This is a genomic window from Secundilactobacillus hailunensis (assembly GCF_005405185.1).
GTDB lineage: Bacteria > Bacillota > Bacilli > Lactobacillales > Lactobacillaceae > Secundilactobacillus > Secundilactobacillus hailunensis.
In genome coordinates, this window is record NZ_BJDO01000024.1 from 1 (window position 1) to 18,579 (window position 18,579).

The window sequence follows — 18,579 nt, forward strand, 5'->3', positions numbered from 1 at the left end:
CGTATTTTTTTGGAACGCGTCTGGTTCAAACCATTGTCCAAAAAACTGCCAACTAAAAAAGCACCTAGACCAATTGAGGTCTAAGTACTCCTATAAATCTAAATCAACTCTACTTGACGAAGCGCCATGTTTTCTAGCCGAAACGCGCACTTAAAAGCAGCTCCCGGCCACATAAACAAATAAGGACTTGAACCCCAAGTTCAGGGTTCAAGTCCTTATTTGTTTATGTTCTGGGAGCTAAACGCTTTTAATTGCGCTCTCTACTTTTGGTCATACGCTTCCTGGAACAATTTAACGATATCTTCTTTAGTACCCTTACGTGGGTTCGAAGGTGCGTTACCATCTTTCAACGCATTTTCAGCCATCAATTCGAAGTCTTCTGGCTTTGCACCAATTGACTTGATTGAACGTGGAATGCCGCAATCGTCACACATCTGACGCATTGCCTTGATCGACAATTCAGCAGCGTCACGCGTTGACAGACCATCAGTGTTTTCGCCCATGATCTTAGCTAATTCAGCAAAACGTTCTGGGCATGCTGGAATGTTATATTCTTCAACGATTGGTAACAGCATTGCACAGCAAACACCATGAGGGGCATCATATTGACCACCCAATTGGTGAGCCATAGCGTGAACGTAACCGAGGTCAGCGTTGTTAAAGGCCATCCCACCTAACATTTCAGCTTCAACCATCTTAGTACGGGCTTCGAGGTTGTGACCGTTAGCAACGGCTTCACGAAGGCTCTCTTCAACTAACTTGATTGCTTCAACACATTGGCCGTCAGTGATTTCGTTACGGTTGGTTGAAACGTATGGTTCGATTGATTGAACAAAGGTATCCATACCAGTTGCGGCAGTTAAGCCCTTAGGAATATCTAATTCAAGCATTGGGTCATTGAAGGAAACCAGTGGAATGTTACGCCATGAAACAACAACGAACTTCAACTTAGTTTTTTCGTTAGTAATTACACAGTGACGGGTCAATTCTGAAGCAGTCCCGGCAGTGGTGTTAACGGCCATCAATGGTGGCAATGGGTTTTCAAGTGTTTCGATACCGGCTAACTTAGTGATATCATCACCATTAGTTAAAATGATACCAGTCCCCTTACCACAATCATGAGACGAGCCACCACCAACAGTGATGATACTGTCACAATTGTTATCCAAGTACACCTTTTTGGCAGCTTGGATGTTACGAATCTTAGGGTTTGGTTCAACGCCGTCAAAGATAACGTAATCCACACCAGCAGCTTTCAATGAATCTAAAGTTTGAGTAACTGGACCATTTTCCATACCTTCTAAGACTTTACCAGTAACGATTAATGGTTTTTTCATGTTTAGCATCTTGGCACGGTCACCAATTTTCTTGATGACGCCTTTACCGAAGAAGTTGACACTAGGCATTAAGAAATCAAAATTTTCCTTCATGATCTACGCTCCTAATTTAAAATTATACGTGACTTTGTTAACTTTTTAATATTAACACTGATACAAAATAGTGTAAACGTTTGACCTGACGTTTTTCCCAATCTTAAAAACTGTAAGCGTTACCGTTATATCAATGTTTTAAGGCTTTATTAAACAAGCTTCATAACTTTCAGTAGCTTTTAAATGACTCGTTTCCCATGAATAACTAAATAAATTACTTCACAAATAAAGGAGTTAACCCGATTAATTATGGTCGCCATTACAATTGCCAGCCCATATTAAAAGCCTTACCATTCGGCAAGGCTTCAGAGATTAATTTGTAATATCGTGTTCGATTTCGTCCAGATTACCATCGATAATCTTGTCACCCAAAACTTCACCCAACTTCTTAAGCGCATCGGTACGGGTCTTGACTTGATCCATATCGAAAATAATGTCAGCGATATCCCCGCCAGCATAGTCAAAGTCTTCATGGTAGATATAACGGCCGGCATTTTTATTATTAAAATACTTGTCGACTTTTTCACCCAATCCGTAAGCCCAGTCCAAATCTTTCATTTCTGGAATGTCCTTGCGAGTGACATAACCTTGCTTGACAATCAGGTCGGCAGCCTTTTGAATCATTTCATCAGTATATTCAAAAGCTGGCTTGGTTGCTTCCTTATCCTTATCCTTGTCTGCACTTTTTGTTGCCATAACTAAGATCTCCTTTGATTTGTGTTGCAATTTTATTTTAGCACTATTTTCCAAAAGGTGTGTGATTATGCTGTTTAGAAGCCGAACTGATGGGCCCTATTGAGCGAAAATGAAGACCTAAAAAACGCCTTTTAGCTTTTTAAAGCGTGCGTTATCATCGGATAAACCGCCTCCCACCCGGCATTGCTAATTCATGGTAGAATTAACTATGTATCCGCTATCATTTAATTAAAAAGAATTTTAAAAAAGGAAGTTATCACATGGCAAACGATAAGCAAACATTTAAACCAGGCAAGTATACCGTTTCGGCTCAGGGTCACAACGGAACATTTTCCATGAGCGTTACTTTTTCAGCTAACCGCATTGAAGCCATCACGGTCGACCAAAAATCGGAAACGGCTGGCATCAGTGACGTGGTTTATGACCGGATTCCAGACGCAATCGTTGATGGTCAAACCCTCAACGTGGATGTCGTTACTGGCGCTTCTGAGACTAGCCGGGGCATTATGGCCGGTGTGGCTGAAGCCATCAAACAGGCCGGTGGGGACGCCCAAGAGTGGCAAAACCGGGATAAGTACGTGCCGAAGGTTGCTGAAAATACTGACCTACAAACCGATGTTGTGATCATCGGTGGCGGTGGTGCTGGATTAGCAGCTGCCGCAACGGTATTAGATCAGGGCCGCAAAGTCGTCCTATTAGAAAAAGCCCCTGCTTTAGGCGGTAATACCATCCGAAGCGGCGGACCAATGAACGCGGCTGATCCCGACTGGCAAAACCAGTTTGACGCGTTACCGGGTGAACACCAAGCCCTGCAAAACCTACTGGATATGAAGGTCGCCGATATTGATTCAGAATATCAGGCTGATTTTAAAACCTTACAGTCACAGATCAAGGCTTATTTTGCTGATACGAAAGACAACAAGCCTTATCTCTTCGATTCTGTCGAGCTCCACCGTATTCAAACCTATTTAGGCGGTGTCCGGACTGATTTGAAGGGTCACCGGATCTATGGTAACTATGATCTGGTCAAGACGTTAACCGATAATGATCTGGCAGCCCAAAAATGGCTCGCCAAGATTGGCGTTAAGTTCGATACCTCGGACGTGGCCATGCCAGTCGGTGCCCTGTGGCGACGGGGACATAAACCCGTGGAAAGCGCTGGCTACGCTTATATTTCAGCACTCAGCGCCTACGTTAAACACAATGGCGGTATCATCTTAACCGACAGTCCGGTCACCCGGTTGCTGTACGCTAAGGGTCATTTAAGCGGTGTCCTGGTTGAGAAACCCGGCGACCACACCTTTACGGTTCAATCAAAGGCTGTGATCTTAACTTCTGGCGGTTTTGGTGCCAACACGGCATTAGTTCAAAAATACAATACCGCTTGGCAAAAAATTGCTGACAATATCGCTACCACTAACGCCCCAACCATCACTGGTGACGGAATCAAATTAGGTCAGCAGGCCCACGCCGCTTTAACGGGAATGGGCTTCATTCAAATGATGCCCGTCTCCGATCCGCAGACCGGTGAACTCTTCTCCGGTATCCAGTGTCCGCCTGCCAACTTCTTAATGGTCAATCAGCAGGGTAAGCGGTTCGTTAACGAGTATGCCGAACGTGACGTTTTGGCAAAAGCGGCCTTCGATAACGGCGGTCTGTTCTATCTGATTGCCGATAATGAGATCAAGAAAACCGCTTATAATACCAGCGAAGACCAATTGGAACAGCAGGTCAAAGACGGCCGACTATTTAAGGCCGACACGTTGGCTGATCTGGCTACTCAAATTGGCATGGATCCAAAGACGCTTGAAAAAACGGTTGCCACTTATAATTCCTATGTGGACCAAGGCAGCGACCCCGACTTCGGTAAGAGCGTCTTTGATTTGAAGGTTGAACAAGCGCCCTTCTACGCGACACCAAGAAAGCCTGCCATTCACCACACCATGGGCGGCTTGACGATTGATGCTGGTGCCCACGTACTGGATACTGATGGTAACCGCATTAATGGCCTTTACGCAGCTGGTGAAGTGGCTGGTGGCATTCATGCCGGCAACCGTCTCGGTGGTAATTCACTGGCGGATATCTTTACGTTCGGTCCGATTGCTGCTAAATCGGCAACCAACGAAATCGTGGATACGGTCACCTCTGCATCCATGCATTAACACCATTTCAGAATTTCTTGTAAATTGCTACAAGCACTGATATGATTGACTTCTCTACTAATCAGTAGTCAATAATCTGCCCGATAGCAGTTAAAAAAGAAACCGACAAGCGTTATAATGAAGGATAATGTTTAAATGTTGATTTTATTAAGAAATGAGGAATGAATTCTTGGATAGTGGTCAGATAATTATCAATTTGATTGTCATATTAATCACTTTCTTCGTCGCAGCTTTCTTTGTGGCTTGCGAATTTGCTTTAGTTCAATCTCGTCCTAGTGCCCTTGAAGAGGCCTTGGACAACGGAGAAGGATCCAAAAAAAGGTTAAAGCGTTCGTTAAAAATGGTGACGAACTTAAACGAGTACCTTTCAACCACTCAAGTGGGGGTTTCAGTTGCGGGTATTATCTTAGGCTGGTTAGGTGAGTCGACGATTTCGACGATTTTACTTGACCTGCTGAACATCACCCACACTAATCCGGGTGGCGCAACTGCTCACGCGATCGGTGCCGTGCTCGGTGTTCTTTTATTGACTTACCTAGAAGTGGTCTTTACTGAAATTGTGCCTAAAAACATTTCTATCGATATGCCGTTAAAGGTTCTCCGTTTCGTGACGACTCCGTTACACTACTGTCACATCATCTTCTACCCCTTCGTCTGGTTGCTCAATACTTCCGCTAGCGGGGTAGTGAAATTACTGGGATTCCCAGTTGCTAACGAGAGTGAAGAAGTCTACTCACAAGCTGAAATTCTAAGCCTGTCCCGTAATGCCGTTGCCGGTGGTGAATTGGAGAAAAACGATTACGTCTACATGCAGCGGGCCTTTGAACTGAACGATAAGGTGGCCAAGGATATTATGATCGACCGAACCGCTTTGATCGTGATCGATATCACCGCCGACGTCAAAGAAGCCATTAATATGTATCTGCAAAAGAAGTTCTCGCGCTTACCAGTTGTGGCTCACGGTGATAAGGATAAGATCTTAGGCTACATTTACAACTATGACTTAATCCGTCAGCAGCAAGTCGACCCAACGATTCGCATCGATCGTCTGTTGCGGCACATTTCAACCACGCCTGAATCAACACCGATCACTGAGGTGCTTCAACAAATGATTCGCAAACAGACACCAATCGTGGTCGTGGTCGATGAATATGGTGGTACCTCAGGAATCATTACTGATAAGGATATTTACGAAGAGCTTTTTGGCACCGTCCGCGATGAAATCGATGATTCTTCTAACGAAGATATCTTCAAACAGCCTAATGGCACTTACCAAGTCAGTGGTAAAATGACAACTTATGATTTCGAACGTTACTTCGATGTTGATATTAAGGAATTTGAAACCAACGACGTAGTCACGCTGGCTGGTTCAATTCTGGATAATTATCCCAACGTTAAGCAAGGTACCGTGCTTCACATTGATAACTTTGATTTTAAAGTAGTAGATTACGAAAACTCATTTATCAACTGGTTTGAAGTTACCGTGAACGAACCTGCGCCTGCTGACGATGATGACGATGATGATAACGAAGATAATGATGAATAATTGATCAAACTAGAAGAAGCCTGATTACCAGTCAAAACTGATAATCAGGCTTCTTTTTTTGGTTCTTCTTAGTTAAAAGATTAACGCTAAGCCGCCAACAACAACGGTAGTAACTAGGATGATCTGCGCGTTAATGATCGAATACAGAAAAGTTGTCTCTTTCTTAGGGTGTCTACTAAAGCGCTGCGTATTGCGCCAAACAATTGGGATCGTCAGCATAACGAGTAAGGTTGCGGTTGGTAAATAGCCCAAAATAACGGCTGCCAAGATCCCAATGTAGGCCATGACGAAACTCACTTGCCACAATAATACACCGCCCTTTTTACCCCAATAATAAACGATGGTTTTCCGTCCCAATGACGGATCCTCATGGCGATCGGCAATATTATTGGCCAGCATGATGTTACTGATCGTAAAAATTGCTGGTATGGCGACCACCAACGTTTTATACCACATACCACGCACATCGATCAGCTGATACATATTTACGTAGGTGGCTAAATAGGTGATGTTATATCCCATCGTCAGGCCTGAGATCAATTCGCCAAACGGGGTCTTCGAAATCGGGTATGGCCCGCCGGAATAGAAATAGCCAGCGGCAAAACTAACGATGCCAAACCACAGAACTGGCTGTCCTGTACGATCAACGAGGATCAGCCCAATGATCATTGAAAATAGGGCTAAACCCACGATCACTGTCCGTGCTTGTCTGGGGGTAATTGCAAAGTTTTTCAAAATGTTATTATGGCTATCTTGGCCTTTAAAGTGCTCATAATCTTTATATTGGTTGTGTGCATTCACAGCCAGATGAAACGCCACCACACTAATGGTGATCATCAGACTGTTAGCTAACTGGAAACTATGGTAATAACTTGCTGCAAATAAGATGCCTAACAAACAAGGCATTAGTGACGTCACAACGGCCTTGGCTTGAACGAGCGCGTTGGCTTTTTTTAATAATGACACGATTACTCTCCTTTGGTTGGTCAATAATTTTTAATTTGGCTGAGTACAACCAGCCGATTTTTAATTAAACTGATCTTATGCTTATGAAAGCTGATCTGAAATGAGCTCAGCAACGACTTTAATCCCGCGTTCAAACGCTGCTTCATCCGCGAACGCATATGACAGACGCACATTATGCTGGGCATTTTTACCATAAACTGAACCCGGATTTAGTAGGACCCCCAGCTGACCCGCTGAGTTAAATAAGCGCTGAACGTTTATTTTTGCATCTAACGTTAGCCAAATATAGAACCCGCCAGCTGGTATTTTCCAAGTAGCCATACCACTGAGTTCTCTTTTCAAGACGGTTATTGCGTAGTCGCGTCGCCGTTTAAGCTGCTGACGTAAATGGTCTAAATAACGATCATAATCCGGATCATTTAACACCTCCGTCAGCACCATCTGGGATAGTGAACTGGCACCATAATCCGTCTGCATCTTCACGTCCGCCAACCGTTTAATGATCGACTGCGGACCCACGATCCAGCCAATCCGCATTCCGGGTGCCAATGATTTAGAAATCGAGCCCAGATATAAAACGTTACCCGCGGTATCTAAGGCTTTTAACGGCTGCGGTGGCCGCTGATTCAGCCACAGATCCTGATAAGCGCTATCTTCGATAATCGGCAGCTGCTGTTTTTGAGCATACTGCATCAAATCTTCGCGACGCTGCTGGGTCATGACTTCACCATCCGGATTATCAAAGGTGGGAATGACGTACAACAGGCGTTGCCGGTCTTTAGCTGTGATGTGCCAGTACTGAACCCCCTCATCATCCGTGGGTAAGGATTTAAACTGGGCATGAACGGATTGCAGCACCCGTAAGGACTTGAGATAACTCGCCGGTGTGGTGTAAACGACTGATCCCTGTGCCAGCAGTGAAACCGCAATTAACTGCAGTGACTGCAGCGATCCTGAAGTAATCAGTATGTTGTCAGCGGTAGTTTTGATGCCCCACTTCGCTAACCGGCCCGCAATAACGGCTCGCAATGTCTGAGAACCCATTGGCGGTAAATAATTTAAATTCGTTAATTTTGCCGCCGCCCGTTTCATAGCCTTTTGAACCAATTCAACTGGGAATAGTTCTGGTCCGATTTCTCCGGTACCCAGCCGAATTTTCGCCTGCGTCTCAACTTCATTGATCTTTTGAATGGTCTGCTGGTTTGCAACAAACTCACCTGAGTCAATGTAATGCTGCCAATCTACCGGCTGCCGGATCATGGTTGACCAACTGTTACTTGCAATTCGCGTGCCACCGCCAAATGCCGTGGTCAAAACACCGTCAGCAAGCAGTGTGTCCATCGCTTTACTGACGGTACTGCGGTTGACATGAAACTGCTCAGCCAGTTGCCGCTGTGCCGGTAACTGGCCGCCAATTGGCCAGTCACCTGCTTGAATATGCTGGATAAAGGTATTAATGATCTGCTGATATACCGGTACGGCACTAGTCATATCAGGCTGCCAATCTAGTCGAATCATGTCGATCTTTCTTTCGCTTTTAATTTTACTTCTAAAGGAGTTTTTCAAATGTTCAATTTACTCAAGGGGCTCTTGTTTGGTCTCGCGTATGTGGCCCCAATCGGCATGCAAAACTTATATGTCATCAACACGGCACTGGATCAGCCCAGACACCGAGCTTACTTGATTGCTGGTATCGTCATCTTCTTTGATATTTCGTTATCGCTGGCCTGTTTTTTTGGTGTCGGTCAGCTGTTAGCGACCGTCCCCCTATTAAAGCTACTACTGTGGGCGGGTGGCGGCTCCTTTATCACCGTACTGGGCATCCAGCTGATTCGTTCTACAACTACACCCTTAGATGTGGGTAATCCACACAAAACCTTTCATTATCGTGCCGCCATTCTAGCCGCTTTTTCAATTGCTTGGCTAAACCCGCAGGCCATTTTGGACGGAACCATGCTGCTCGGTGCCTTCCGAGCTTCACTGCCAGGCGTCAAAGGCGATTTATTTGTCAGCGGTGTCGCGATTTCTTCTTTCCTGTGGTTTACCAGTCTGACAACCATTGTCAGTTTGTTAAAATCACAATTGAATGCCAAGGTCCTCACCTGGATCAACCGGGTCTGCGGCGTCGTCATGTTAGGCTATGCCGTTAAACTCTTAAGCCAGTTTATCGGCGCGTTGCTGTAGGTTTGTCTTAGAGCCCCTCAGTCGGATTCAGCACAAATTCCTGCAACCGGTCGCCAAACTGAATGACGGAATCATTTTTACCGTGCCGTAATTGCCACAGTAAGAATAACATCACGTTGCTGGCATAAAGATCACTAAGATAGTCTAGCGGCAGTTGGAATTCGTCAGGTAATTCCACCCGTTGAAAATACGAGTAGGCCGTTGACCGTAAAATTTGTTTAAAATTCCGTTCAAGATCCGCGGTTTCCGTGTGGATCTCAAATAACTGCAATAAAATCTCGCGGTACTGAGTAAGTGCAATAATCAGTACTTTAACGGTATTGGAGCCAATCTCTGGCGTATGTATTCTAAAACGCTGATCCACGATCTTACGAAAAACCTCCGTGTATTCCGTAACTAGTTTTTCTAAAAGATCGTATTTATCGTAATAATGACTGTAAAACGTTGATCGGCCAATCCGTGCACGTTTACTGATATCTTGCACCGTCATGGTCTTAAAGCCCTTTTCTTTGAGTAGACCAAAGAAAGCTTTCGTAATTTGTTCGTTCGTCCGCCGAACCCTTAAATCCTGTTTCTCTGCCATTTTCTCACCTCTGTAGTCTTTGCTCATTCCAATTTTAGAACTTCAAAATGGTAATGCTGTTTCTTGCTTTCAAACCAATAGATAGTCTACAATTAAATAATAACACTATCAGTATGTACCACGTCTACCACCAACACAATATCTACCATTATAGCGATAATTGGAGGCAAAAACTATGGAACCAATCCGAATTTTATTTATTTCAATTGAAGGTAATACGCGAAACTTCGTTGAACATTTGACTCACTACGCAATGGCACAGCACATCAAAAATAAGGGCTTACCAGAAATTGAAGCGACCGAAATTTCCGAGCAGACTGACTTTGCTGATGAAACCAAACCGTTCTTCTGCTTCGTGCCAACTTACTTGGACGGTGGTAACGGTATCGACAATGGTGTGAAGGAACTGATGACCAATGTGATGGGCGAATATATCGACTATCACGATAACGCCAACCAGCTCATTGGGGTCGTAGGCAGCGGCAATAAAAACTTTAACGAGCAGTATTGCCTCACCGCCCGGCGTTACTGCCAAAAATTTGACGCTCCCTTTATCGCCGACTACGAATTACGGGGCGTACCAGCCGATGAAACGCGGGTCTACAAAAAACTCGTCGAACAATTACAACTATTAAACTTATAAGGAAGTGAGCTTATGTCTAACGATATTTTAACGCTGTTAATGCAGCACCGTAGTATCCGTCATTATACGGACCAGCCGCTAACTCAAACCGAGGTCTCAACCTTGGTCACGGCTGCCCAGCACGCTGCTACCAGTACGTTTGCACAGCAATATAGCATCATCAGCATTACTGATCCCGCCATTAAGCAGGAGCTAGGTGACATTACGGGTCACCACTGGCTAGAGAAAAGCGGCCATTATTTCATGCTAGTTGCCGATCAGCACCGTAACTTAAAAATTGCAGAAAAGGCCAATGCTGATACAACGATCCTGCGTTCTTTTGATAAGTTTCTGGCCAGCACCTTTGACGTTGCGATCGCCGCTGAAGCCATCGTGACAGCCGGCGAAAGTATGGGCTTGGGCAGCACGATCATGGGCAGTATTTTAAACCATACCCAGCGGATCATTGACCTGCTCAACTTACCCGAACTCACTTTCCCACTACTGGGAATCGCCATCGGACACCCAGCAGAACAGCCTGACTTAAAACCGCGCTTACCCCAACCGCTAATACACTTTAGTAATCAGTATGCGCTGCCAGGTGATTTTGACACTCAGTTAGCCGCCTACGATGCTACAACGGCGGCCTATTATGCTAATCGTAACAGTCACTTAAAACAAACGACTTTCAGTCAGCATATTGTTCAAGAACTCAAGCGTGCTCCGCAGTTACGTGCTGAATTGATCTCAGTGATTAAAAAACAGGGTTTTAACGTTAATTAATCAAAGCAAAAAATGAGCCAATTTCTCTAATTTGAGGGAAATTGGCTCATCTTTTTAGTTTACTAACTGTCGATTACTTAATAGGACAATGCCCAATGTGACGAGCATGGCTGCGCCGACACAGAGGAACAATGCTTGATAACTGAAGAAGTCGATCATGAGACCACCAAACAGCGGCCCCACAGCTCGCCCAAGGGAAATCGCTACGTTATACATCCCTTGATACTTCCCTTTGCGCCCATTTTCCGCTAGACTGTCGATCCAAGCTGGCAGTCCTGGAAAGCCAATCATTTCACCAATCGTTAGCACGATCATAATGATCACAAAGGCGGAATACTGGCTGGCAAAGATCAAGCCGAAAAATGACAGTGCGAAGATCGACACGCCCAGACCAACCTGTGTCGCCAACTTATGGTTGGTAAATAGCCGGTTCATTAGTGGCTGGCCAAAAACGATCAAAAAACCATTCATGGTCCATAGTAGGCTGTAATCTTTAAACGCAATATGCAGGTTAGTCATGTGAACCGAAAGCACACTTTCCCACAGTGAGTAGCTGGTGTAAATGGCAAACACCATTAAACAGATACACCAGATAACCCTTAAATTCAGCTTGGGGACCCGGCCACCAGCTTGATGGTTACTCTGCGAACTATTAACATCGATCTTGAATTCAGTCACCATTAAAATAAATAACAGGATATAGCACAGGGTGGTCACTGAAAAGACGAGGGTAATCCCGTAATCTAGTAAATACCCCACTAATAACGTCCCGATAACTACACCAACATTTAAAGCAATGTACATCAGATTAAAGACTTTGCGAATGGGCGTCTGCGTAATCATGGCGGCAAAGGAATTGCCCACAGTGAGGCTGATACCGTCACCAAAACCCACGATCACCAGCAAGACCGCAAAGATCGGCCAGCCGTGGAAAAAGATCAATAAGATCATGGCAATCAGTGATAGACCAGCACCTAAGACCCCCGTTAAATAGGGCGACCAGCGATCAAATAAAACCCCGCCTACATAGTTACCGACCATCATCATCACTGACATCAGCAGCATCACGGCACCGGCCATGGTCAGCGATTTACCGAGTGTTTTATTCATGTAAATCGTGGTTAACGGCCACATAAAAGCCGCCCCGGTATTGAGCATTAAGGTCGCAATAAACAGCGCGGGTAAGCGAACCTCTTTTTTAGTTGCAATCATTTATGAACGCTCCGACTTTCTGGCGGCACGTTAAAGCCACCCGTTAATACTAGCTTACCGTGCACTTTCCCTTGGCCGACTAGCTCATGTGCCTGGGTTAAACTATCGGCATTGATTCCACCTGTAACGGTTTGCGTCAACGTCGACGTCAACACACCCTGGTCTAAGAGCCGGGCAATCAATTGTAAAGTCTTACCCTGACTGTTGACGTCGTAATCAACATCACTCTTCGCAAACATATACTCCCAGTCAAAACTGGCAGCCTTATTCTTAATTTTATATAGCGGCAGATCAACGGGACTGCCGACAATTGAGCCAATATGGCCAAACGGCGCAACTAATTCAGCTGCTAGATCAAAGTAGGCTGCCGGATTATACAAGATAGCAATGCCGTCAATTGAATCGTAGCCTAAGGTGTGGATGGCCTGTAATAAATCACCATGGTAGTCCAGGGGATGATCAACGTGGTTTTGTGTCAGCCAGTCAAAATTTTTCGGACTGCTGGTTGCCAGTACGGTTAAGCCGGCCCAATGCGCCAGCTGGGCCATAATGGAACCTACTCCGCCGGCACCATTGATGATCAGTAAAGTCCGTCTTTGATTCTGATTAGCTTTAGCAACAAACTGCATTTTTTCGAATAGTAGCTCATAAGCAGTCAATGATGTTAACGGCATGGCTGCAATTTCTGGTGCAGTCAACGTGCGCGGTGCCAGACTGGCTAAGCGTTCATCGACTAACTGATATTCAGCGTTGGCACCAGCCATCTGGGCACTACCAGCATAAAAGATCCGGTCACCGGCCTGAAATTTAGTGACCTCCTTACCAGTCTCAACCACTTTACCAACCGCATCATAGCCCAAGATTTTGGGCGCCGTCGTTTCATTGACCGCTGCCTTAATCTTAATATCCACTGGATTAACTGAAACTGCCTCAATCTTAACGAGTACTTGATTAGAGCTGGCACTAGGTTTCGGCAACATTAAATCAACTAACTGATGGGTTGCGGTGGCACCAATTGTCTTCATTTTTTCCATAAACTACCCTCCGTTTCCTGATAACCTGCATTAATTGTACCAGACAGGCATTCGTAAGCAAACGATTAAGGGGAGGCTAAATTATTCTTTGCGGGCATTAATCTTCATTAGCGTCATACTTTTGAATCAGTTCCTGACAAGCGGCAATAATCGCGTCACTGCTAGGCATCGGCAAATGAAAAACTAAATCGTAATCAGCCGGTTTTTCCCGTATTTGGTTCACGCCGGTCACCAGTGATTTAGCGGGGACATCCTTGGTCACGATTGCCCCGGCACCAATCACCGAATCATCCCCAATAATGATGGGGCCCAGTACCTTTGCGCCATCCGCAATAATCACATTCTGACCGATTACCGGACTGCCAACGTGTTCCCATGCCTGCGTTTTTAGGTTAAACTTCTGGTTTGAGCCAACCGTCACGTTCTGAAAAATCACCACACCAGCACTCAGCTTAGCAGCCGCAATCGTGCAGCCACGGCCATGGTGTGCGAATTGTACGCTGGGATCCATCTGGACTGCAGTGACTTCGCAGTTAAATTGGGACTCAAGTTCTTTAGCAGCGACTTGCCGTACTTCTTGATCAGGGTCAAAACAGTTTTGCTGCAGTATTTCTTTAAAAGTTTTCATGATTAGAAAATCCTTTCGTAGTTATCTTTATTTTTGTTGCATTGGAAACATAATATCATATTTTGTTTCTTTGTCAACAAAATTAAAAATAAAAAAAGAATCTCCGAACCAACTTGGTTAGAAATTCCGTTAATTTTAAATGATCACGCTTTAATCGCCCTGTTTAGGTCGCTGAAGTTCATGATCCAAATGATCATTATAGGCTTGCAGGAACTGCAACGTCCCCGCAACCTGTTTTGGATCCGCTGAATCAAAGACCACCTGATCGCGCTGATCATGTTGCCGATCCATTGCTTCATGCTGTTCGTAGACCTCTTGACCAGCCGCCGTCAGCCGAAAATAGACCTCTTTTTTATTTTCTACTGATTGGTACTTCTCAATCAGTCCCCGGCGGATCAAGCGCTTGGTCATCTTACTGACAGCACCGCGGGTGACATACATCCCAGCTGCAATCGCAGTGACGTTGGCCCCGATATGCTGACCGATGTATTGAATCGTATGCACTTCAGCCGGTTTAAAATCTGCCAGTTTGGCCTGCATTTCCGCCTGGTCCAGTAACTGCATCTTGTCCAGCAACGTTTTCAGACTCTTGTAAAATTGCTGCTGCGTGGTCATTTGACTCCCTCTTTCCTGTTATTTAGAGTATACCAAATAATTGTTTCCAGTTCACGTATTAATTTACTTAAATAAAAAGTAGGTCTCCAAATTAGGAAACCCACTTTTTAGTGTTATCTTCTGAAACCTACCGAGTTGTGTCCCGGTCTAATTTCATTATTGTAAGTTAAACGTATAGTTGCCAGCTGGGGCTTTACCAACTGAGGTCTTAACAGCTTGGTTCTTGCTGTTAACTAACACGAACTGCTTAGTACCCTTAAAGCGCATGTAGAAGGTCGTCTTAGCACCGCCCTTAGCAGTGGCGTTGATCTTCCAGAAGTTAACGGATTGTGGATCAACATTGTAAGTTGCGTTCTTCAATACGTGAGTCGTTTTCTTACCTTGGGTCACGTATTGGTTCAGACCCGTCTTTTGGCTGAAAGTAAACTTCATTGAAGCGCCCTTATAACTCGTTGACTGCCATGTACCAGTTGGCGTCTGTAATTTAGGACTCTTAGTTGTGGTCTTTTTTGAAGTGGTCTTCTTGGAAACAGTCTTCTTTGAAGTCGTCTTCTTTGCGGGTGCTTTTTTAGTAGTGACCTTTTTAGTTGCTGTCTTAGCTGAACCAGCAGCCTGCACCGTCATGATGCGGTAAAGGTAGTGACGGTTAGTGGTGTACCGTGCGTAAACGTAAAGCTTAGTCCCTGCTTTTTGCTTAGCTGGTAACTTAACGGTATACTTACCGGTTGTCTTAGATGCCATTGAACTGGCAATTTGTTTTTGCTTGCTGTTTTCAACGGTGATCTTGGTCCCCTTACTTGCGGTACCAATTACTGATGTTGAATTTGAGTAAATTTTGTTGATGGATAAACTTGGGCTGCCTGCAACGATCGTTGTCTTAGTAGTCTTAGCTGTCTTAGCAGATGCCTGTGTTGTAGTTGCTGCGCCGAAACCAAGTAAACCAAAGGCAGCAATCAAGCTGCTTGATAAAATGACCAATTTTTTCATGTGTGTCTCTCCTTGTGTATGTTCGCTGTGAACCAGCGAATTATAATAGCATTGATGAGTATAACCCGTTATTGGACAGGTGACTAGTAGTTAGCCAAAGGTTTTAGGACTTTTTAATCTCTTTTATAAAATAACGCAAAAAAAACGGTGATTTAACCTTAAATCAGCCGCCTAAGTTCATCTAACCAGCGTTAACCGGTACTGTCTACCATTGGCCTCAAAGGGCTCGGAAATCAGTTGGTCAGGTTTAAAGTACACTTCAATTTTTTGATATACTTTGCCATCACTATTGACTAATTCTAAATGAACGCCGTACTGGTTTTGCCGGAAGGGACTTTTATTAACCAGATAATTAATGCTCGTACCATCACCGTACCGCTGATGAATCATGTAATCCAATTTACGCAGTGAGATATTAATTAAATCCATGTTGAGACCACCTATACCGCACCCTGACTGCCACTCTTGAAACGCACGTGGGCCAAAATGGCATCCACAACTTCGACTGGTGTCAGATCATCCGTGTCAATTTCAATATCACTGACGCCATGATACTTCGCATCCCGTTGTACTTTCAAACCCAGTAACCCGTCAGCACCCAGTTTTTTAACCAGTGGCCGCTGACCATCATCCGCTAACCGGGCCAGCACCGTTGCCGGTTGCACGTTGAGTAAAATCACTGGCACGTTACTTTTACGCAGCAGGTCATAGTTCGCCGTTTGAATGGGCGTGCCACCTCCCGTTGAGAGAATCCCTTCGCTATGGCGCAAGGTATCTGCTAAAACATCGTGTTCCAACTGACGAAAGGCGGTTTCGCCATCATCGTCAAAAATTTGCTGAATCGTTTTGCCGGCACGTTCAACGATCACGTCATCTAAATCCCGGTGCGTGAGGTGCAGCCGGTCAGCCAATAACTCACCGACCGTGGTTTTACCGCTGCCCATGAAGCCCACTAAAATTGCTCTCATTGTGTCTCCCCTCCTTGGTCTAATCGTTCTCGAACCGTCTTGGCGTGTTCAAAGAATTGGTAGATTTTATCCGTATCATGTGCTTCAATCGCACTTTGAATTTCTTTTAACTGTGTCATATAAGTTGTGAGCTGCTCACTAATTGCTTCAGAGTTGCTCAGCATGATTGCCGTCCACATCGTTGGATCGGCACCGGCAATTCGGGTGGTACTCTTGAACCCACCGGCAGCCGCACTGAGTCCTACTGCATCATGTTTTAATTGGTGATCCGCGGTATTGACAAGGTTAGCGGCTAACACGTGCGGGACGTGGCTAATTTCGCTGACGAGGCCATCGTGGGCTTCAGCCGATACATTGACCCACCGTAATTGGGCCGGCTTAAGGCAGGCTTTAAACTGGGCTGTTTGCGCTGGGGTTTGCGACCCGTTCACGATGAAGTAAGTCGCGTGATCAAACAGGTCTTCTCGGCCGGCCCGACCGCCCGTCTTGTGTGAGCCAGCCATGGGATGACCGCCCATAAACGCGATCTGGTGTTTTTGCAGCTGCTTTGCGGCTGTCATCACCTGCATTTTAGTACTGCCCACATCCGTCACTAGCACATTCGGTTTTAACACCACTGCTGCCAGTTGATTCAATTGGTCAATAATCACTGAAACCGGGCCAGCGAGAACGATGATATCAGCGCGCGAAGCTGCCTTTAACAGCGTCACCCGTTCATCAATGATCCCCTGACCCAGCAGAAACTGGCCCGTATCGTCATTGGGGTCGTCCCCCAAAATTGTCGGCTGCACCGAACTTTGTTTCATGATCCGCGCAATTGAGCTGCCAATTAGGCCTAACCCACTTATCAATACCGTTGTCATACCGATCACCTCATTACAATAATTGGTCTAAATCATCGAAAAATTCAGGGTAGGAAATCCGAACGCTATCAGCACCCTTCAACTGTAAAGGCATCTCGACCAGCAAGGCTGCAATCCCTAAAACCATCCCAATTCGATGATCATCATGGGCATCTAACACGGAATCAACCACGTGCCAGGGCTGACGGCCATCAATCACAAAGCCGTCTGGTAACTCTTCGATTGCAATCCCCAATTTTTTAAATTCCGTCACGATGGCGCTGATCCGGTCCGTTTCCTTGACCCTTAACTCTTCAGCACCAGTGATCCGGCTAATTCCGTTCGCTTTGGCTGCTAATAAGGCGACCAGTGGCAGTTCGTCAATCACTGCTGGAATCTGGTCCTTCCCGATAGTGATCGGCTTTAAATCAGCTGACTGAATCGTTAGATCACCTAAAGGTTCTCCCGTGGTGGGTTCAGACTTAATTGAAACGTTGCCGCCCATGGCCTTTAAAATCTCCAATAACCCGGTCCGCGTCTGGTTGAGGCCGACATCCTTCAACGTGATTTTCGAACCTGACACCAGACTGGCTGCGGTCATGAAAAACGCCGCTGAAGACATATCACCGGGAACCGTCATCGACTGACCCGTTAAGTGTGGCTGCGGTGCAACGGTAATCGTTACCCCATCCGTCGCCGTTTGAATGTCTCCGCCAAAGGCCGTTAACATCCGCTCCGTATGGTCTCTGGTGGGTAATTTTTCGATTAACGTCGTGGGGCCATCCGCTTGCAAGGCCGCTAAAATCAGCGCACTTTTGACTTGCGCGCTGGCAACCTTGAGCTGGTAATGAACGGCGTGTAATTTTTGCCCCGTCACCGTCACTGGTAAATGACCATCAGTGGTCGTCATCTTAGCGCCCATAGTGGCCAGCGGTTCACTGACCCGGCGCATCGGCCGCGTTGAGAGGGAATCATCGCCAATTAACGTTGTTTTAAATGATTGACCCGCTAATAACCCCATTATCAGCCGGGTAGTGGTCCCAGAATTTCCCATATCAAGCGGTTCAGAACTCGATTTCAGGCCGTGCAGGCCAACACCGTGAACGGTAACGGTCGTGCCATTACGCTCAATCGGCACCCCCAGTTGCTGAAAGGCAGCCAAAGTCGACAGACAGTCCGCTGAAGTCAGAAAATGCGTCAGTGTAGTTGTTCCTTCACTGATAGCGCCTAACATAATGCCCCGGTGGGAGATGCTTTTATCGCCAGGCACGGTGAGTTCACCATGTAACCCCTGGGCTGGTTTAGTTTTAAGTGTTCTCAT

Annotated in this window: 19 protein-coding genes; 5 read left to right on the forward strand and 14 right to left on the reverse strand. The window is 45.6% G+C overall.

Features of this window, described 5'->3' with window-relative positions:
• Positions 1-260: 260 nt before the first annotated feature.
• Together FFM73_RS07445 and FFM73_RS07450 are read right to left on the reverse strand one after the other, a co-directional pair.
• Positions 261-1,430: an iron-containing alcohol dehydrogenase gene (locus tag FFM73_RS07445; RefSeq protein ID WP_137631147.1), complete on the reverse strand. Its 1,170-nt coding sequence runs from the start codon at positions 1,428-1,430 to the stop codon at positions 261-263.
• Positions 1,431-1,742: 312 nt separating this feature from the next.
• On the reverse strand, positions 1,743-2,126 hold the full coding sequence (locus tag FFM73_RS07450) for a hypothetical protein (RefSeq protein WP_137631148.1): 384 nt from the start codon (positions 2,124-2,126) through the stop codon (positions 1,743-1,745).
• A gap of 260 nt (positions 2,127-2,386) precedes the next feature.
• Here FFM73_RS07450 and FFM73_RS07455 point away from each other — a divergent pair, with 260 nt between their 5' ends.
• A complete protein-coding gene (locus FFM73_RS07455) occupies positions 2,387-4,288 on the forward strand; it encodes a flavocytochrome c (protein ID WP_137631149.1) in 1,902 nt (633 codons plus the stop codon).
• Positions 4,289-4,457: 169 nt separating this feature from the next.
• Complete coding sequence (locus FFM73_RS07460; protein WP_137631150.1) at positions 4,458-5,834, forward strand: hemolysin family protein; 1,377 nt, start codon at positions 4,458-4,460, stop codon at positions 5,832-5,834.
• A 72-nt stretch (positions 5,835-5,906) separates the two neighbouring features.
• On the opposite strand, the gene FFM73_RS07465 is transcribed toward FFM73_RS07460, so the two are convergent.
• The gene (locus tag FFM73_RS07465) at positions 5,907-6,800 is read right to left on the reverse strand and encodes a prenyltransferase (RefSeq protein ID WP_137631151.1); all 894 of its coding nucleotides are present in this window, start codon (positions 6,798-6,800) and stop codon (positions 5,907-5,909) included.
• A gap of 81 nt (positions 6,801-6,881) precedes the next feature.
• On the reverse strand, positions 6,882-8,318 hold the full coding sequence (locus tag FFM73_RS07470; protein WP_235874474.1) for an aminotransferase-like domain-containing protein: 1,437 nt from the start codon (positions 8,316-8,318) through the stop codon (positions 6,882-6,884).
• 48 nt (positions 8,319-8,366) lie between these two features.
• On the opposite strand from FFM73_RS07470, the gene FFM73_RS07475 reads away from it, so the two are divergent.
• Positions 8,367-8,984: a LysE/ArgO family amino acid transporter gene (locus FFM73_RS07475; protein ID WP_137631152.1), complete on the forward strand. Its 618-nt coding sequence runs from the start codon at positions 8,367-8,369 to the stop codon at positions 8,982-8,984.
• 7 nt (positions 8,985-8,991) lie between these two features.
• Here FFM73_RS07475 and FFM73_RS07480 read toward each other — a convergent pair whose 3' ends face one another.
• Positions 8,992-9,567: a TetR/AcrR family transcriptional regulator gene (locus FFM73_RS07480; protein WP_171001241.1), complete on the reverse strand. Its 576-nt coding sequence runs from the start codon at positions 9,565-9,567 to the stop codon at positions 8,992-8,994.
• Between the two features lie 175 nt (positions 9,568-9,742).
• Between FFM73_RS07480 and nrdI the strand changes: the two genes are divergently transcribed.
• Entirely contained in the window at positions 9,743-10,210 is a 468-nt protein-coding gene (gene nrdI, locus FFM73_RS07485) for a class Ib ribonucleoside-diphosphate reductase assembly flavoprotein NrdI (RefSeq protein WP_137631154.1), read from the forward strand.
• A 12-nt stretch (positions 10,211-10,222) separates the two neighbouring features.
• Complete coding sequence (locus FFM73_RS07490; RefSeq protein WP_137631155.1) at positions 10,223-10,972, forward strand: nitroreductase family protein; 750 nt, start codon at positions 10,223-10,225, stop codon at positions 10,970-10,972.
• 54 nt (positions 10,973-11,026) lie between these two features.
• On the opposite strand, the gene FFM73_RS07495 is transcribed toward FFM73_RS07490, so the two are convergent.
• The 9 genes from FFM73_RS07495 to aroA all read right to left on the reverse strand — a co-directional run bounded on the left by FFM73_RS07495 (position 11,027) and on the right by aroA (position 18,579).
• Complete coding sequence (locus tag FFM73_RS07495; RefSeq protein ID WP_137631156.1) at positions 11,027-12,184, reverse strand: MDR family MFS transporter; 1,158 nt, start codon at positions 12,182-12,184, stop codon at positions 11,027-11,029.
• Entirely contained in the window at positions 12,181-13,218 is a 1,038-nt protein-coding gene (locus tag FFM73_RS07500; RefSeq protein ID WP_137631157.1) for a zinc-binding alcohol dehydrogenase family protein, read from the reverse strand. The genes FFM73_RS07495 and FFM73_RS07500 overlap by 4 nt, the downstream gene beginning before the upstream one ends.
• Before the next feature lie 97 nt (positions 13,219-13,315).
• A complete protein-coding gene (locus FFM73_RS07505) occupies positions 13,316-13,846 on the reverse strand; it encodes an LbetaH domain-containing protein (protein WP_137631158.1) in 531 nt (176 codons plus the stop codon).
• 150 nt (positions 13,847-13,996) lie between these two features.
• Complete coding sequence (locus tag FFM73_RS07510; RefSeq protein WP_137631159.1) at positions 13,997-14,461, reverse strand: MarR family transcriptional regulator; 465 nt, start codon at positions 14,459-14,461, stop codon at positions 13,997-13,999.
• Positions 14,462-14,617: 156 nt separating this feature from the next.
• Positions 14,618-15,448, reverse strand: a complete 831-nt coding sequence (locus tag FFM73_RS07515; protein WP_137631160.1) for an Ig-like domain-containing protein — start codon at positions 15,446-15,448, stop codon at positions 14,618-14,620.
• A 177-nt stretch (positions 15,449-15,625) separates the two neighbouring features.
• Positions 15,626-15,877, reverse strand: coding sequence for a hypothetical protein (locus FFM73_RS07520; RefSeq protein WP_137631161.1), 252 nt, complete (start codon positions 15,875-15,877; stop codon positions 15,626-15,628).
• 11 nt (positions 15,878-15,888) lie between these two features.
• Entirely contained in the window at positions 15,889-16,416 is a 528-nt protein-coding gene (locus tag FFM73_RS07525; protein ID WP_137631162.1) for a shikimate kinase, read from the reverse strand.
• Positions 16,413-17,279 carry a prephenate dehydrogenase gene (locus tag FFM73_RS07530; protein ID WP_137631163.1) on the reverse strand — a complete coding sequence of 289 codons (867 nt, stop codon included), beginning with the start codon at positions 17,277-17,279 and terminating at the stop codon, positions 16,413-16,415. Before FFM73_RS07530 ends, FFM73_RS07525 begins: the two co-directional genes overlap by 4 nt.
• 13 nt (positions 17,280-17,292) lie before the next feature.
• Positions 17,293-18,579: a 3-phosphoshikimate 1-carboxyvinyltransferase gene (gene aroA / locus FFM73_RS07535; RefSeq protein ID WP_137631164.1), complete on the reverse strand. Its 1,287-nt coding sequence runs from the start codon at positions 18,577-18,579 to the stop codon at positions 17,293-17,295.